This window comes from Sandarakinorhabdus sp., assembly GCF_051860625.1.
GTDB lineage: Bacteria > Pseudomonadota > Alphaproteobacteria > Sphingomonadales > Sphingomonadaceae > Sandarakinorhabdus.
The window spans coordinates 264308-279762 of sequence record NZ_JBHYDQ010000001.1 but is presented as its reverse complement, the minus strand read 5'-3'; the positions used below and the strand labels follow the sequence as shown (position 1 = coordinate 279762).

Genomic DNA, 15455 nt, shown 5'->3' with positions numbered 1-15455 from the left:
AACGTCACGGCCGCCCCCGCGCTGCCACATCCGCCTCGATCAGCGCGCGATACAGGCCCTGCAAGCGTTCAACCATCGGCCCGCGTGCGTCCGTCAGATGCCGGCCATCGATGCTGGTCACTGGCACCACGCCAGCGAACGTGCCGGTCACGAACGCCTCGCTGGCCGAATAGACATCGGTCAGCGAGAAATTGCGCTGATACACCGGGATGCCATGGTCTTCGCACAGCGCGATCACATTGCCGCGGGTGATGCCGGCCAGGCAATAATCGCCGGAGGACGTCCACACTTCTTCAACGCCATGCCGATTGCGTTTGACGATGAAGAAATGCGTGGAATTGCAGGTGGCGACAAAGCCGTGCGGGTCCAGCATCAGCGCTTCGTCAGCGCCGGCCTGGGTGGCCTGGATGCAGGCGGTGATGCAGTTCAGCTTGCTGTGGCTGTTCAGCTTCGGGTCCTGCACATCCGGATAGCCGCGCCGCACATGCACGGTGGCCAGGCGGATGCCGCGCTCGACGGTGGTCGGCAGCGGGTCCTTGTGTTCCGCGATGATCACGATGGTGGCCGGCGATACCACCACACGCGGATCCTGATAGGGGGTGGACCGCAGCCCGCGAGTCACCATCAGGCGGATATGGCAGGCGGTCATGCCATTGGCATCGATGGTGGCGTAGATGCGCTGTTCCAGTTCGGCCCGATCGATGCCGATATCCATGAAGATCGCCTTGGCGCCTTCCCACAGCCGATCGAGATGCTGATCCAGGAACGCGATGCGCCCCGCATGCACGCGCAGGCCTTCCCACACGCCGTCGCCCAGCATGAAGCCGCTGTCGAACACGCTCACCATCGCCTCGGCCCGGCGCAGCAACTGGCCGTTGACGTTGATCAATATGGTTTCATTGCGCGGATCGGGGATGAAATCGTGAGTACCCTGCGCCATAGTGCCTCCGCCTGTGTGACGACCGAGACATGTCCTGTCATCACGACCATGGCAAGCCGTGCCGCGAACAGGAGCCGCCATGACAAGGATGATCGTGCTGGCCTTGCTGCTGGCAAGCCCGGCTGCCGCCAGCGACTCCGCAGCCGTGCTGAACGTCGCGCTGGACAACGATCAATATACACCCCGGCCGACGGACCGTTATTATACCAATGGCTTGCGCGCCTCCGTCCGCGGCCGGGCCGGCAGCAGGCCGTTCTGGGGTGGGCTGGGCCTCGATCGCGTGCCGATCTGGGCAGAGGGCGCCGTGCTTGCCCCGGAAACCGGGGTCAGCCAGTTGATGTTCACGCCGGCCCGTTATGACCAGCCGCGCCCCGATGCTGGTGATCGGCCCTATGCCGGCCTGGCTGCGCTGACGATGGGCTATACCGGTATCGCGCCGACGCCGGCGCGCGGTGCCCAGCGGATCGACCAACTGACCCTGACCGTGGGCATCATCGGCCCGGCCGCACTGGCCGGCGAAGCCCAACGGCTGGCCCACCGTATCGGGGGATTCACCCGGCCGCAGGGCTGGGAGACCCAGCTTGGCACCGAGCCCGCGATCAATCTGGCATGGCGGCGCGGTTGGCGCTTTGCGGGCCGACGGTTCGACATCACCCCGCATGCCGGCGCCGCGCTGGGAAATATTCACATCCATGCCCACACCGGCGCGACGGTGCGGCTGGGCGCCGGGTTGGACGCGGATGTCGTGCCGGGCGGCATCGATGGTTTGCAAACCGGCGTGGCGGGCCTGCCGGAATCGCGCCGGCTGACCGTGCATCTGATCGCCGGCCTTGATGGCCGCGCGGTGGCGCATAATCTGTTCATCGATGGCAACAGCTTCACCGCCGGGCGCGGCGCGGCGCGCGAAGCTCTGGTCGGCGAAGCGCGCGCCGGCATCGTGGCGCGTTGGCGCAATGCGCAGATTTCCTACCTGCATCACTGGCGGAGCAAGGAATTTGCCGGCCAGATCGCTCCGCATCGTTACGGCAGCCTGGCGCTGGCCATCCGCATGTGATTATTTGCGAAACAACGCATCTGCGGCATTGCGGAATTCGGCGGCGCCAACCCGCTTGGCCCGGCTGCGCACCAGTTCCGCCTCCAGCGCCGCGATACGCCCGTCCAGTTCGGCGATGGACAGGCGGTCGAGGTCCTCGCGCGCCAGATCGGCGAGCAGATCGGCTTTGCGCTTCGGCAGGTCGGCTTCATCGAACATGGGCACCAGGCTGACGTGGGATGGCAGTGCCTGTCAACCGCCCGGTATTGCAACAAGGCTTGCTCGCCCGCCCCAGTCCCTGCCAATAGATGCGCCATGATCATCCCCGCCACCATGACCGCCATCGATCCCGCAGCGCCCGGCGGGCCGGAGGTGCTGGTGCCGGTATCCCGCCCGGTGCCGCAGCCGGGGCCGGGCGATGTGCTGGTGAAGGTGGCGGCGGCCGGGGTGAATCGCCCCGATGTGCTGCAACGGCTGGGCCTGTATCCGATGCCGCCGGGCACGCCGACCATCATGGGGCTGGAGATTGCCGGCACCGTGGTGGCAGTGGGTGAAGATGTCACCCGCTGGCGCGTTGGCGATGCGGTGTGTGCGCTGGTGGCGGGTGGCGGCTATGCCGAATATTGCGTCGCGCCGGCCGGGCAATGCCTGGCGGTGCCGGCCGGCATGCGCATGACAGACGCCGCCGGCCTGCCGGAAACCTGGTTCACCGTATGGTCCAACGTGATGGATCGCGGCCATGCCCGGCCCGGTGAGACCATCCTGATCCACGGCGGCACCAGCGGCATCGGCATCACCGCGCTGCAACTGGCACAGGAAATCGGGCTGAACGCGATCACCACCTGCGGCAGTGATGAAAAATGTGCGGCCGCGAGGCTGCACGGCGCTGGCCATGCCATCAATTACCGCACCCAGGATTTCGCTGCCGAAACATTGGCCTTCACCGGCAGTCGCGGCGTGGACATCGTGCTCGATATGGTTGGCGGCGATTATGTGCCGAAAAATCTGGCCTGCCTCGCCGACGATGGCCGCCATGTCTCCATCGCATTCCAGCGCGGGCCAACGGCGGAGGTCAACCTGGGGCTGGTGATGCGCAAGCGCCTGATCCTGACCGGCTCCATGCTGCGCCCGCGCCCGATCGCCTTCAAGACAGCCATCGCCGAAACGCTGGAAGGCACGATCTGGCCAGCCTTCGAAGCCGGGCGCTTGCAGCCGGTGACCGATATGGTGTTCCCGCTCGCGCAGGCCGCCGCGGCCCATGCACGGATGGAGGCCGGCGATCATGTCGGCAAGATCATCCTCGCTGTCGATGCCTGAATCAGGACGAAATTGGGCGAAGTTTCCACGGCTTGCCGGCGCAAATTTTGCAGACCGTTTGGGTGCCGGAGTGGCCGCCGTGGCGGGAATCGCTTTGGCAGCCGTCGCATCCACGGTGGTGCCTTTGGCGGTTGATACGGCCCCGATGCTGGTCGCGCCGATCGGCGCCTCGGCCGTGCTGGTGTTTGCGGTGCCGGCCAGTCCATTGGCGCAGCCATGGTCGGTGCTGGGCGGCAACATAGTTTCGGCGGTGGTGGGCATGATGGCGGCAGCGTTGGTGCCGGTACCGGCGCTGGCGGCGGGCGTTGCCGTGGGCGGCGCCATCATTGTCATGAGCGTGCTGCGCTGCCTGCATCCCCCCGGCGGCGCGATGGCGCTCACGGTGGTGCTGGGCACGCCCTTGCTGGATGCCGCCGGGCTGTGGTTTCCGTTGTTGCCCGTGGGCCTGAATTCGCTGGCGCTGGTGCTGGCGGCCTGGGCCTGGCACCGCATTTCGGGCCACAGCTACCCGCACCGGCCAGCGCCGGCGGTGGCGCCGCTGTTCCACCGTGAAGACATGGACAAGGCGCTCGCCGACATGGGCGAGGCGTTCGACGTGGCGCCCGACGATCTCGATGCGTTGCTGCAGCGCGCCGAAGCCCATGCCCGCGCGCGCAAGCGTTGATCAACGGCCCTGAGTCGCTTGCCAGACCGCGACGGCGGCAACGGCGGCCGTATCGGCGCGCAGGATGCGCGGCCCCAGGCTGACCGGCACCGCTTGTGGGCAAGCGCGGATGGCGGCGCGTTCCGATGGCGTGAAACCGCCTTCCGGGCCGATCAGGATTGCCGCCGGCGCCGGCGCGCTGGCCGCAGCCAAAGGCGCGCCGCCGGTTTCATCGGCAAAGATCAACGCGCGTTCCGCTGGCCAGTCGCGCAGCAGGCGGTCAAGCGATACGGGTGCGGCGATATCCGGCACACCAGTGCGGCCGCATTGTTCGGCCGCCTCGATCATGTGGGCCTGCAACCGCTCCAGATTCACCTTGTCGACCACCGTGCGCTGCGTCGTCACCAGCACCAGCCGCGCGACGCCCAGTTCGCAGGCCTTTTCCGCCAGCCAGTCGATGCGGCCTTTCTTCAAAGGGGCAGCGACCAGCCATAGATCGGCGGCAACCTCCTGCGGCAATGTCTGCCGATCGAGCTGCAGCGACAGCGATCGCTTGGCCACGTCAGTCACTGCGGCCGCCCATTCGCCATCACGGCCGTTGAACAGCCGCACCATGTCCCCCGGCTGGCGGCGCATCACGCTGCCCAGATAATGCGCCTGGCCGCCCGCCAGCGTCACCATCCCGCCGGCCGTCAGCGGCTCCGCCACATAAAGGCGCGGTGTGGTTGACAAGCTGGGCGCATCTCCGTTCATGGCACCGTGGTTACGCCGCCTGCCTCTGCCAACGCAACGCCCGATGCCGTGAAGGGCTGGATCGACTGGCTGCCGCCGCGCGCGCAGCTTTATGCCCGGCTGGCGCGGCTCGATCGGCCGGCGGGCACCTGGCTGCTGTTCTGGCCGTGCCTTGCCGGCCTGGCGCTGTCCGGCGGGATCGCACAAGCCCCTCAATTGATTGCCTGGTTCGGTATCGGCAGCATCGCCATGCGCGGTGCCGGCTGCGTGTGGAACGATATCGTCGATCGCGATCTCGATGCCCAGGTGGAACGCACCCGGGATCGACCGGTGGCGTCGGGGCGCATCAGCGTCAAGGCGGCGCTGGCGTTCGCGGTGGCCTTGTCCCTGATTGGCTTGGTTGTTTTGCTGCAACTGCGGCCCTTGGCGCAGGCGGTGGCGCTGGTCAGCCTGATCCCGGTCGCGGCCTATCCGTTCATGAAGCGCATCACCTGGTGGCCGCAGGCCTGGCTGGGCCTTACCTTCAACTGGGGCGCGCTGGTTGGCTGGGTGGCGGTGGCCGAACCTTCTGTTGCCATGGGGCTGTTGTGGGCTGGCGGCATCGCCTGGACGCTGGGCTATGATACGATCTACGCCCTGCAGGATCTGGAGGATGACGCGCTGGCCGGCATCAAGAGCTCGGCGCGCCGGCTCGGCAGCGCCACGCGGGCCGGGGTGGCGATCTTCTACGCGATTTGCGTGATCCTGTGGGGCGCCGCGCTGGTCATGGTGTCCGGCCAGTGGTTCGCGGTGGCCGCACTTGCGCCATTGGTGGCCCATCTCGGGTGGCAGGTGGCCAGGCTTGGCCATATCGATCCCGGCATCGCGTTGGGATTGTTCCGCAGCAACCGCGCGGCCGGCGCCTTGTGGGTCGCGGCGTGTGCGGCGGTCGGGCTCGCCTGAATTTTCTGGGGGATGAGCTACGGGGCTGGACCGGGTTGGACCCAGCCCCGCGCTTGTCTGCAGGCTGCCGGCTGGCCTACCCGGCGCCAGCACCTGACACAGCCTCCTCTCGCACAACAGCCACATTGCCGCACGTGAATAGGCCGTGACAGTCCCGCGACCACTGCCTATCTCAGGGGGATGCTCAATCCCGATGATGCCCTGAACCGTCTCGATGCCGCCCTGGCGGCGGCGCGCACTGCTGGCGCCGATGCGGCCGATGCCATGTATGTCGGCGATGGCGCCACCTCGGTTTCCGTCCGACTCGGCAAGCTGGAGGATATCGGCCGTGCCGAAGGCGAGGAAGTCGGCATCCGGGTGTTCGTCGGCCGCCGTTCGGCCAGCGTCTCCTCCTCCGATCTCACCATCGCTGCCCTGCGCGAAGCGGCCGAGCGGGCCGTCGCCATGGCGCGCCTGGCGCCCGAAGACCCTTATGCCGGGCTTGCGCCCGAGGAACTGCTCGCCCGCGGCGCGCTGCCCGATCTCGATATCCATGATGGCACCGAAATCAGCGCCGCCGAACTGAAGGACCGCGCCCTCGCCGCCGAGGATGCGGCGCGCGCGGTGGCCGGCGTCACCAACAGCGAAGGCGGTGGTGCCTCGGCTGGCCTGGTGGTTACCGCACTTGCCACCTCCACCGGCTTTCGCGGCGGCAAGCGCTCGACCAGCCACGGCCTGTCCGCCTCCGTGCTCGCCGGCACCGGCAGCGACATGCAGCGCGACTATGCCTGGCACAGCGCGCGCTATCTGGCGGATCTGGAATCCGCAGAAGAAATCGGCCGCCGCGCCGGCGAACGCGCGGTGAAGCGCCTGCACCCGATCAAGCTGGCGTCTGCCGCCATGCCGGTGGTGTTCGATCCGCGCGTGTCGGCGTCGCTGCTCGGGCATCTGGTTGGCGCCATCACCGGCAGCGCGATTGCGCGCGGCACCAGTTTCCTGAAGGACAAGCTCGGCCAGGCCATCTTGCCCTCAACCCTCAGCATCATCGATGATCCGCTGCGTCCGCGCGGCCTGCGCAGCCGGGCGTTCGATGGCGAAGGCCTGCCCGCGCAGCGCACCGCAATCATTGATCATGGCGTGCTGCACAATTGGCTGATGGATTCGGCTTCCGCCCGCCAGCTGGGCCTGGCGCCGACCGGCCACGCCAGCCGCGGCACGTCGGGGCCGCCCGGCGCCGGCCCCAGCAACATGCATCTGGAAGGCGGCACCGCCACCCCGGCTGAACTGATCGCCGACATCAAGCGCGGCGTGTATGTCACCGAGCTGATCGGCATGGGTGTGAATGGCCTGACCGGCGATTACAGCCGCGGTGCCAGCGGCTTCCTCATCGAAAATGGCGAGATCACCCAGCCGGTGGCGGAAATCACCATCGCCGGCAATCTGGTGGCGATGTTTGCCAATCTGGCCGCCGCCAATGATCTGCACTTCCGCCACGCCAGCAACGCGCCGACGCTGCGGGTGGACGGCATGACCGTGGCCGGAAGTTGATCTGCGCACGTCATGACTGACCGCTCGGCGGATGTGGCGCTCGCCGCCGAGATTGCGGGCAATGCCGGCCGCATCGCGATGGCACAGTTCGGCGCCAGCCCGGCGCGGTGGAACAAGGCCGACGGCAGCCCGGTGTGCGATGTCGATCTGGCGGTGAACGAATATCTGCGCGGCAGCATCGCGACGGCGCGGCCCGGCGACGGCTGGCTGTCGGAAGAAACCATCGACGAAGATCGGCGCCTGGCCAAGCGGCGGGTGTGGGTGGTCGATCCCATCGATGGCACCCGCGATTATCTGCGCGGCCGCACCGGCTGGGCGGTGTCGGTGGCGCTGGTGGAAGATGGCGTGGTCACGGTCGCCGTGCTCGCTGCGCCGGCACAAAAACGCCTCTATGCCGCCAGTCGCGGCGCCGGCGCGACCCTGAACGGGCGGCGGTTGCGGGTATCGGGCCTGCCCAGCTTGGCCGGCGTGCGCCTGCCGATCGACGCGGCGAATTTGTCGGCGAGTTATTGGCCCAGCCCCTGGCCCGGCAGCATCGTCGCCAAGCCGAACAGCCTGGCGCTGCGCATGGCAATGCTGGCCGCCGACGAAGCCGATGCCTGGCTGGAAGGCCGCAGCATCGCCGAATGGGACGTGGCGGCGAGCTCGCTGATCCTGTCCGAAGCCGGCGGCGTGCTGACCGACCGCCATGGCGCGCCGCTGGCCTTCAACCGGCCCTCGCCGCTGATCCACGGCATTGCGGCAGCAACGCCGGCGATCCATGGCGAGGTGCTGGGGCGGCTGGAGCATGCGTTGCGGGTGTTTGCGGCGCGGCGGAAGGGTGGGGCTTGAGAACGAAATGAATGTTTTCGATTTACTTCGTCACTTATGAACCACGTTTAAGGCTATTATCCAAAAATATGTTAACGAAAATATTTTTATACGGTGCTAGAGTTGGTGCTATAGCCGTTCAACCGCACTGCAATAGAGAATCAAGTATAGCGAGATTTTCAAAACTAATCACTTTAACTAATTTGAGAGAGATTGCGCGATTGAAGGGTTGTTCATCAATATCTGGCGTATTTCATCATATGGATTATCTATAGAAAAAGCAGTTGATAACAAACAAATATTGCTGAGAGACTGTTGGGCCATTTCCACGTCCTCCAAAAGATCTTTGTCCTTAAATACATATATTCTTTTGGTATCTAATCTTGGAAATGGCGGAAGCTCCATTTTCATTGGACCTTGTATGGCTGAAATCAAAGATGGCCTCATTTTTTCGGAACGCTCGCGTAATGCAACGTTGTATTGCATTAAATTTATCGGATGTATTAGCAGCAAAGCATCTACCAATTGCGGAGATATTCCCCAAACATGATGCGCAAATTCGTTTCGTCTTAACCTCGAGGCTTTCGAAACCTTCAACACGGCATTTAATAGATCAAAGTCGTTCGGTGATAGTGCTTGACGCGCTGCGCCAAGTAGGGCTGCCCGCTTCGATTCGCCGCTCGACAGCGATGCGTACATAGCAGCGCCGACTGCAAAATCTGCTTTAAGGAAGCTTGAAAGCATTTGAGCCAGATTGCTGTCAATGGACGACCATAAACTGATTACGCGCATAACGAGAATCGCAAGCTGTGGGCGCTCCACGAAAACAGACGGGCCGGTTAAAATGTCCGCATTTTTTCGGACTGAGGATAAAGGCTGAGGCGGCACGGATCTATAGGAAGCTAAAGATTATAAAAAGTCAACTCCACATTATGCATAAAATGATTACATAATGATTGTTGGCCAGTACGGCATTCGCAGTTTTTAATTACATGGTAAGAGGTTAATGACAGTGATGAGAGTGGAGAACGACCAAAGTTCCCTAGCTAAAAATATATTTTGGAGCCATGTAATTTTTCTGTCAAGAGTTTCTATGACTTCTTGCAGGATGGCATAAATTTGCTGGGTGTGTGCAGCCTTGCACTGCGCGCGCTGCGCAGCTTATTGTGGGAGGCCCTGGGGAGGGACCATGATGCTGTTGAAACGCCGGACACTCGCTGCCTTTGCGGCGCCCTGCTTGCCGCTGACCGGCGTGGGGTTGCCGTTGGTGGTGTATTTGCCGCCTTATTATGCCGGCACGCTGGGGCTGGATCTGGCGATGGTGGGCATCTTGTTCTCCGCGGTGCGCTGGATCGATCTGCCGATCGATGTGGCGTTCGGGCATTGGATCGATCGCACCGAAACGCGCTTTGGCCGCTTCAAGCCGTGGTTGTTTGGCGGTGCCTTTGCGATGGCGCTGGGGCTGGCCATGGTGTTTTTTGCCAGCCCCGGGATCACGCCGCTGCTGGCCTTTGCCGGGTTGCTGCTGCTCTACACCGGATTTTCCGCAGCGCAGGTGGCGCACACCAGTTGGGGGCAGGCGCTTTCGACCGATTATCATGAACGCAGCCGCATCTTCGGCTGGTGGCAGGCCGGCAACATGCTGGCGTTGATCAGCCTGCTGGCCGTGCCGCCGCTCGCCAATGCGCTGGCGCCGCGCTTCGGCTGGGAGCCGTCCGCGTCGCTGGGCGTGCATGCCATGGGCTGGGTGCTGCTGCTGCTGGTGGTGCCTACATTCGCGGCGATCATGCTGGGCGTGCCGGAAAAGAAATCCGTGCACCAGCATCCCCATGGCTGGGCCGATATCGTGAAGGCATTGAAACGCCCGCTGCTGCGCCGGCTGCTGCTGATCGATCTGTTCGCGTCGCTGCCGCCGGGCTTTGGCGGCGCGTTGCTGATCTTCTTTTTCGAGGCGGCGCGCGGGTTCAGCGTGACGGAGGCGCGGCTGCTGCTGTTGTTCTATTTCTCGGCCGGGCTGATCGGCGCGCCGTTGTGGGGCTGGGTGGCGCGGCGCACGTCGAAACATATGGCGGTGGCCTGGGCGATTGGCAGCTATGCAGTGCTGCATGCCTGCCTGGTGTTGGCGCCCAGCCAGAATTTCTGGCTGGCGGGTGCCGGCATGTTGCTGGCCGGGCTGCCGGCGGTGGCGCCGGCCTTCCTGGTGCGCGCGATGCTGGCCGATGTGACCGATGCCGAAACGCTGGCCACCGGCAGCAGCCAGGCCGGGCTATATTATGCGGTGCTGGTGGGCGTGCAGAAGCTTGGGTATGCGATCCCCGTCGGATTGGCGTATATCGTGCTCGATATGGTTGGCTTCGATGCCAAATTGGGGTCGGCGAACACGGCCGACGCCATCGATGGCCTGGTGCTGCTGTTCCTGGTGCCGCCGATCGTGACGGCGCTGACGGCGGCCTGGCTGGCGCGCGGCTGGACAATCGGCAAGGATGAGCAGGCGCGCATCATCGCCGAACTGGCTGCCGGGGCGGCCAAACGGACGTGAGTCGGCGCCACTTGACGCTGCGGCGCGGCGCGCTCATGCCTTTGCATCGGGGACCATAGCAGGGGACAAGATCATGCGGCTTTACGACAGTATCGGCCCGAATCCGCGCGTGGTGCGGATGGCAGCAGCGGAAAAGGGCATCTCGCTGGATGCGGTGACCGTGGACATCATGGCCGGCGCCAACCGCCAGAGCGATTATGTGGCGCGCAACCCCAGCGGCAATACGCCGGCGCTGGAACTGGACGATGGCAGCATCGTGGCCGAAATCACCGCGATTGCCGAGTATCTGGAGGAAGTGCAGCCGAGCCCGCCGATCATCGGCACGACGGCCACGGAGCGCGCACAGACGCGGATGTGGGTGCGGCGCATCGATCTGGGCTATGTTGAACCGATGGCCAATGGGTTTCGGGCCACTGAGGGCCGGCGGATGTTCGCGCCGCGGATGAAGCTGGTGTCGGAAGCTGGCGGTGCGGAGTTGAAGGCCATTGCAGCCGACAAGCTGCGCTGGCTGGATGCGCTGATGAGCGGCGATTTCGTGTGCGGGGATCGCTTCACGCTGGCCGATATATTGCTGTTCTGCTTCGTGGAATTCGGCGATCAGGTCGGGCAGCCGATGCCGGATGGCCTGGTGTGGTTGCCGGCGTGGCGGCAACGGATTGCAGGGCGCCCGTCTGCGGCGGCCTGATGGCAGGCGCGATGGCCCGGGTGCACCCGGCGCTGTTGTTTGCGCGGGCTTTTCTGGCCAATCCGCATAGCGTGGGCGCGGCGGCGCCTGGTTGGCGTTAACGTTCCCGCAATATTGTCTTTAAGAACGAAATGACATTAAGTGGCACCTTAGGATACGGGAAGGGCCATGGCGTTCAACACCCAGGATGATCAGCAAGCGGAGCTGGCGCGGTTGCGCCGCGAACTGCTGAGCTTTGTGGTGGCGGAACTGACGCAAGTGCAGCCCGACGGCCAGGCCCATCCGCTCACCGGCAAGATCGCCGCCGCCATCGCCAGCGAAGCCAACAGCGCCACCCAGGCCGAACTGCGCCAATCCGCAGAACGGCTGGCCGGCGCGGTGATCGATGCGCTGGAGCCGCATCTGGCGGCGCGGATTCCGGCCATTGTGGCGCCGGCGATCACCGCCGCGCTGGCAGCGCACGAGGCCAAGGCAGCGCGGCGCGTGCCGGACTGGATGTTGTGGGCGGTGCTGGCGATCAACCTGACGGCGATCGCCTTGACCGGCCTGTTGCTGGCGCCATGATCCCGCCCTTGGCGAGCCTGACGGCGCTGGTGCTGGGGCCGGCCGTGCCCGACGCGCCGTGGCAAATGCTCACCGCCAGCCCGGCGCCGGTGCTGACCATCGCGCAGGCGCGGCGGCTGGACGAGATACTGGCATCATTGGCGCATTGGGCGGACAGCGGCGAAGCGCCGATCATGGCGCTGCTGCCGCTGGGCGATGGGGCGGCGCTGTTGCTGCGCGCGGCCGGGGGCGGTGCGATCGGGCCGGGCGCGCTGCCGCAGGCGCATGGCGTGATCATCCCGGCCGACATGCTGGCCACCATCGATGGCCGTGCCGAACGACTGTTGCCGGTGCTGCCGGCGCCCGATGGCAGCCGCAATTTCGGTCGCAGCCCGCTGCTGATTCCGCCGGTGCTGCCGCCGTTGCCGCTGCGACAAGGCTGGGAGGATATCGGCCTGGCCTGGCGCAACCGCATCGTGATCGTGCCGGAAATGGCCGATGTGCTGCCGACGCTCGCCACGGTGCTGTCGGGCACTGGCCCGCCCGAACAGGCGGCGCGCATCACCGGCTGGGCGACGACCGCGCTGCTGCCGCCGGCCGGCGAATTCGATCCCTGGGATGAATGCCAGTTGCTGGTGATCGGCCCCGGCCGGCGCATGCCGCACGGGATGCCCTATCTGCCGGCGCGGTTCAACATGCTGGGCGAACCGGAACCGGTGATCACCCCGCCGGCGGCGTGGCGGGTGTGGGCAGCGTTTCGCGAGGCGACTGGCACCGCCGCGATGCTGCCCTGGCATCCCGACATGACCATCGAGCCGGTGCCGGCGCTGCTGGCGCGGCTGGCCGATCATGCCGATGCGGACCGCAGCCACCGCACCCCGCTGGTGCGCGCCCTGCTCGCCGGGCGCGGCCGGCAGGGTGCCGATCTGAAGGTGGCGGGGATCAATCTGCTCGCCGGCTGGCTGGAGCAGGATGGCGCGGCGGACCTGGCCGACGATGATTGCGAAGGCCTTGGCCGCGCGACGCTGCTGGCGGCGCTGGCCAGCCTGGACGCGCCGGGCCAGGCCCTTGCCAGGATGACCGCGCCGCGCGTGCTGTGGCTGATCGACGGGCTGGCGGATCACCCCGGCGTGACGGGGCCGCTGGGCAGCGCTGCAGCAGTGTGGCTGGCAAGCCATGCGCCCGATCATGCCGCCCTGCCGGCGATCATCACGGCGCGGCTGCAAGGGCCGCCAGGGCTGGATGTGGCGCGGCTGGCAACGGTGCCGGTGCTGGCGGCGCTGGGCCGCGGCAACGCAGCGCTGGCGCTGCAGGTGACGGCGGCGGGACTGCGGCAACCGACGGCGAACATGGCGGCACTGGCCACGACATTAGCGGCGTTGCGGTTGGGGGCGGAGCGGTAAGGTTAGATTGAATCGACCCGGCTCCCTCCCTTCAAGGGAGGGCGACTCGGCGCCAGCCGAGCGGGGTGGGTGATCCTGCCTGTGGCCACATATTGCACCCACCCCGGGCCTCGCCTGCGGCTCGTCTCTCGCCCTCCCTTGAAGGGAGGGAGCAAGCTTTACAGCTCGATCAGCGTGTCAGGCAGTTCGTTCACATTGTCGGGGCCGGGCGGCAGGTGGCGGGACAGGACGGCGCCGGCGCGGGTGATGGCGGCGACCATGCCGTCGGCGGCGCGGCCGGATTTGATGCCGTCGATCAGCGCCGCGATGGTGTCGGCCCATTCGTCGGCGCACACCAGTGCGAACACGCCTTCATCGGCAATCACTTCGGCGACATGTTCGGGTTCATCGACATAGAGCAGCAGCCCGGTGCGCCCCTGTGTGGCGGTCAGGCCGCGGGCGCGGAACTGGATCATGGCGGCGTGGTGCACGCGGTCGCGGCGCAGCGGTGCCGGCGTCAGGATGCGATCGAGCCGCAACAACGCAACCAGCGCCAGCGCGGCGACGAACACGCCAGCCTGCACCGCCACATAAGCCTCGATGGCGTGGCGTTCGCGCGTGGCGGCATCCAGCACATCCCAATCCGGGATCAGCGCCGATGGCGTCCAGCCGGCCAGCACCGCGCCGAACGGCAGCACGAACGCCGCCAGCACGGCGGTAGCCAGGATTGTGGCGGTGTAGCGGTGCGGGCGGGTGTTGACGATCGCCACGATCTCGCCGGATGTGGTGGCTTCGGCATCGGTTATGGCGCGGGCGATGCGGGCGCGATCGGCATCGTTGAACAGCATCACCAGCCTCCTGATGCGCCGCCGCCGCCGAAGCTGCCGCCGCCGCCCGAAAAGCCGCCACCACCGCCGCCACCACCGCCGAACCCGCCGCCACCCCAACTGCCGCCGATACCTGGCCCCCACACGGTAACCGGGCCGCGCCTGCGGCCTCGCTTGCCGGGCCGCGATGCCAGGAACATCCAGACGATGATGATGATCAACCACACCAGCGCGCCCAGGCCAGGGCTATCATCGCCATTGCCTTGGGTTTGCGCGGCGTTGGCGGCAGCCAGTGCCTGTTGATCGGGCGGCAATTGCAGCAACTGGATCAATTCATCGGCGCCGGCCACGATGCCGCCGGCCATGTCCCCGGCCTTGAAGCGGGGCACGATCGTGCGGCGGATGATCTGGCTGGACATCGCATCGGTCAGCGTGCCTTCCAGGCCATAGCCGACCTCGATGCGCAACTTGCGCTGCGCTGGCGCCACCAGCAGAATCGCGCCGGTGTTGCGGTCCTTCTGGCCGATGCCCCAGGCCCGGCCGAGCTGATAGCCATATTCGTCGATCTCATAGCCTTGAAGATCGGGCACCGTTGCCACCACCAACTGGGTGCCGGTGCTGTCCTCCAGCGTCTTCAACCGGGATTCCAGCGCAGCGGCGACATCGGCCGGCAACACACCGGCCGCATCGGTGACGCGGCCGGTGAGCGGCGGAAAGCCGGGGCCAGCCGCCGTCTGGGCAAAGGCCGGCGCCGCAATTTGCAGCACGGCCAGCACGACAACAAGCAGGATGGCGATCAGGCCCATCCGCCGCATCTGGCGGTCATGCTCCATCATGAAATCTCCCCGGCACGCCGGGTCAGAAATTCACGGCCGGCGCGGTTTCGGCATTCACAGTAGTGGCCTTGAACGGCGCGATTGGCTCGGCGCCATAAATCACCTTGGCGGCGATCAGGCTGGGGAAGGTGCGGATTTCGGTATTATAAAGCTGCACGGCGCCGTTGTAATCGCGGCGGGCCACGGCGATGCGGTTTTCGGTGCCTTCGAGCTGGCTCTGCAGCTGCAGGAAATTCTCGTTGGATTTCAGTTCCGGATATTTTTCCACCGTCACGAGCAGGCGGCCGAGCGACTGGCCGAGCGCGCCCTGCGCCTGCTCGAACGCGGCCAGCTGCGCCGGATCGGAAAGCTTGGTCGGGTCAACCGTCACCTGGGTGGCGCTGGCGCGGGCGCGGGTCACGCTTTCCAGCACGTCCTGTTCCTGTGCGGCAAAGCCCTTCACGGTGGCGACCAGATTGGGAATCAGATCGGCGCGGCGCTGATACTGGTTTTCCACATCGGCCCAGCGTGCCTTCACCGCCTCTTCCTGGGCGGGAATGCTGTTCACGCCGCAGCCGGACAACAGCAGGGCGGAGCCGGCCATCACGGCCAAGGCAGCAGGACGTCGGATGCTGGAAAGGCTCACATATGTCTCCGTCGTTACGCCGGCTTGCGCTGGGCGGCCGGTATCGCCAAAGTATGATACGCCTGTCTGAAGAT

Annotated in this window: 17 protein-coding genes; 10 read left to right on the top strand and 7 right to left on the bottom strand. The window is 65.9% G+C overall.

Annotated elements, in window-relative coordinates; translation table 11 throughout:
* Window positions 1-4: 4 nt before the first annotated feature.
* Entirely contained in the window at window positions 5-940 is a 936-nt protein-coding gene (locus tag ACTIEZ_RS01360) for an aminotransferase class IV (protein ID WP_439544843.1), read from the bottom strand.
* 79 nt (window positions 941-1019) lie between these two features.
* Here ACTIEZ_RS01360 and ACTIEZ_RS01355 point away from each other — a divergent pair, with 79 nt between their 5' ends.
* Window positions 1020-1994 carry a lipid A deacylase LpxR family protein gene (locus ACTIEZ_RS01355; RefSeq protein ID WP_439544842.1) on the top strand — a complete coding sequence of 325 codons (975 nt, stop codon included), beginning with the start codon at window positions 1020-1022 and terminating at the stop codon, window positions 1992-1994.
* Here the strand turns inward: ACTIEZ_RS01355 and ACTIEZ_RS01350 are convergent, their stop codons facing one another.
* Window positions 1995-2192, bottom strand: coding sequence for a DUF1192 family protein (locus ACTIEZ_RS01350; protein ID WP_439544841.1), 198 nt, complete (start codon window positions 2190-2192; stop codon window positions 1995-1997). It abuts the gene before it with no gap.
* A 96-nt stretch (window positions 2193-2288) separates the two neighbouring features.
* On the opposite strand from ACTIEZ_RS01350, the gene ACTIEZ_RS01345 reads away from it, so the two are divergent.
* A complete protein-coding gene (locus ACTIEZ_RS01345) occupies window positions 2289-3290 on the top strand; it encodes an NAD(P)H-quinone oxidoreductase (protein WP_439544840.1) in 1002 nt (333 codons plus the stop codon).
* Window positions 3256-3954, top strand: a complete 699-nt coding sequence (locus tag ACTIEZ_RS01340) for an HPP family protein (RefSeq protein WP_439544839.1) — start codon at window positions 3256-3258, stop codon at window positions 3952-3954. Before ACTIEZ_RS01345 ends, ACTIEZ_RS01340 begins: the two co-directional genes overlap by 35 nt.
* On the opposite strand, the gene ACTIEZ_RS01335 is transcribed toward ACTIEZ_RS01340, so the two are convergent.
* A complete protein-coding gene (locus ACTIEZ_RS01335; protein ID WP_439544838.1) occupies window positions 3955-4686 on the bottom strand; it encodes a 16S rRNA (uracil(1498)-N(3))-methyltransferase in 732 nt (243 codons plus the stop codon).
* Between the two features lie 6 nt (window positions 4687-4692).
* Here ACTIEZ_RS01335 and ubiA point away from each other — a divergent pair, with 6 nt between their 5' ends.
* From ubiA to ACTIEZ_RS01320, 3 genes are all read left to right on the top strand, one after another.
* The gene (gene ubiA, locus ACTIEZ_RS01330) at window positions 4693-5607 is read left to right on the top strand and encodes a 4-hydroxybenzoate octaprenyltransferase (RefSeq protein ID WP_439544837.1); all 915 of its coding nucleotides are present in this window, start codon (window positions 4693-4695) and stop codon (window positions 5605-5607) included.
* 180 nt (window positions 5608-5787) lie between these two features.
* Window positions 5788-7134, top strand: coding sequence for a TldD/PmbA family protein (locus tag ACTIEZ_RS01325; RefSeq protein WP_439544836.1), 1347 nt, complete (start codon window positions 5788-5790; stop codon window positions 7132-7134).
* A gap of 12 nt (window positions 7135-7146) precedes the next feature.
* Window positions 7147-7965 (top strand): inositol monophosphatase family protein, encoded by an 819-nt coding sequence (locus ACTIEZ_RS01320; protein WP_439544835.1) that lies wholly within the window; start codon window positions 7147-7149, stop codon window positions 7963-7965.
* A 177-nt stretch (window positions 7966-8142) separates the two neighbouring features.
* Here the strand turns inward: ACTIEZ_RS01320 and ACTIEZ_RS01315 are convergent, their stop codons facing one another.
* The gene (locus ACTIEZ_RS01315) at window positions 8143-8832 is read right to left on the bottom strand and encodes a hypothetical protein (protein ID WP_439544834.1); all 690 of its coding nucleotides are present in this window, start codon (window positions 8830-8832) and stop codon (window positions 8143-8145) included.
* A gap of 301 nt (window positions 8833-9133) precedes the next feature.
* Here ACTIEZ_RS01315 and ACTIEZ_RS01310 point away from each other — a divergent pair, with 301 nt between their 5' ends.
* From ACTIEZ_RS01310 to ACTIEZ_RS01295, 4 genes are all read left to right on the top strand, one after another.
* Complete coding sequence (locus ACTIEZ_RS01310) at window positions 9134-10483, top strand: MFS transporter (RefSeq protein ID WP_439544833.1); 1350 nt, start codon at window positions 9134-9136, stop codon at window positions 10481-10483.
* Between the two features lie 73 nt (window positions 10484-10556).
* On the top strand, window positions 10557-11168 hold the full coding sequence (locus ACTIEZ_RS01305) for a glutathione S-transferase family protein (protein ID WP_439544832.1): 612 nt from the start codon (window positions 10557-10559) through the stop codon (window positions 11166-11168).
* Window positions 11169-11336: 168 nt separating this feature from the next.
* Entirely contained in the window at window positions 11337-11732 is a 396-nt protein-coding gene (locus ACTIEZ_RS01300) for a hypothetical protein (RefSeq protein WP_439544831.1), read from the top strand.
* Window positions 11729-13114, top strand: coding sequence for a hypothetical protein (locus tag ACTIEZ_RS01295; protein WP_439544830.1), 1386 nt, complete (start codon window positions 11729-11731; stop codon window positions 13112-13114). The genes ACTIEZ_RS01300 and ACTIEZ_RS01295 overlap by 4 nt, the downstream gene beginning before the upstream one ends.
* A 158-nt stretch (window positions 13115-13272) precedes the next feature.
* Here ACTIEZ_RS01295 and ACTIEZ_RS01290 read toward each other — a convergent pair whose 3' ends face one another.
* The 3 genes from ACTIEZ_RS01290 to ACTIEZ_RS01280 are packed head-to-tail and all read right to left on the bottom strand — an operon-like array spanning window position 13273 to window position 15339.
* Window positions 13273-13941 (bottom strand): TPM domain-containing protein, encoded by a 669-nt coding sequence (locus ACTIEZ_RS01290; protein WP_439544829.1) that lies wholly within the window; start codon window positions 13939-13941, stop codon window positions 13273-13275.
* A complete protein-coding gene (locus ACTIEZ_RS01285; RefSeq protein ID WP_439544828.1) occupies window positions 13941-14756 on the bottom strand; it encodes a TPM domain-containing protein in 816 nt (271 codons plus the stop codon). Before ACTIEZ_RS01285 ends, ACTIEZ_RS01290 begins: the two co-directional genes overlap by 1 nt.
* 22 nt (window positions 14757-14778) lie before the next feature.
* On the bottom strand, window positions 14779-15339 hold the full coding sequence (locus ACTIEZ_RS01280; protein WP_439544827.1) for a LemA family protein: 561 nt from the start codon (window positions 15337-15339) through the stop codon (window positions 14779-14781).
* Window positions 15340-15455: the final 116 nt, after the last annotated feature.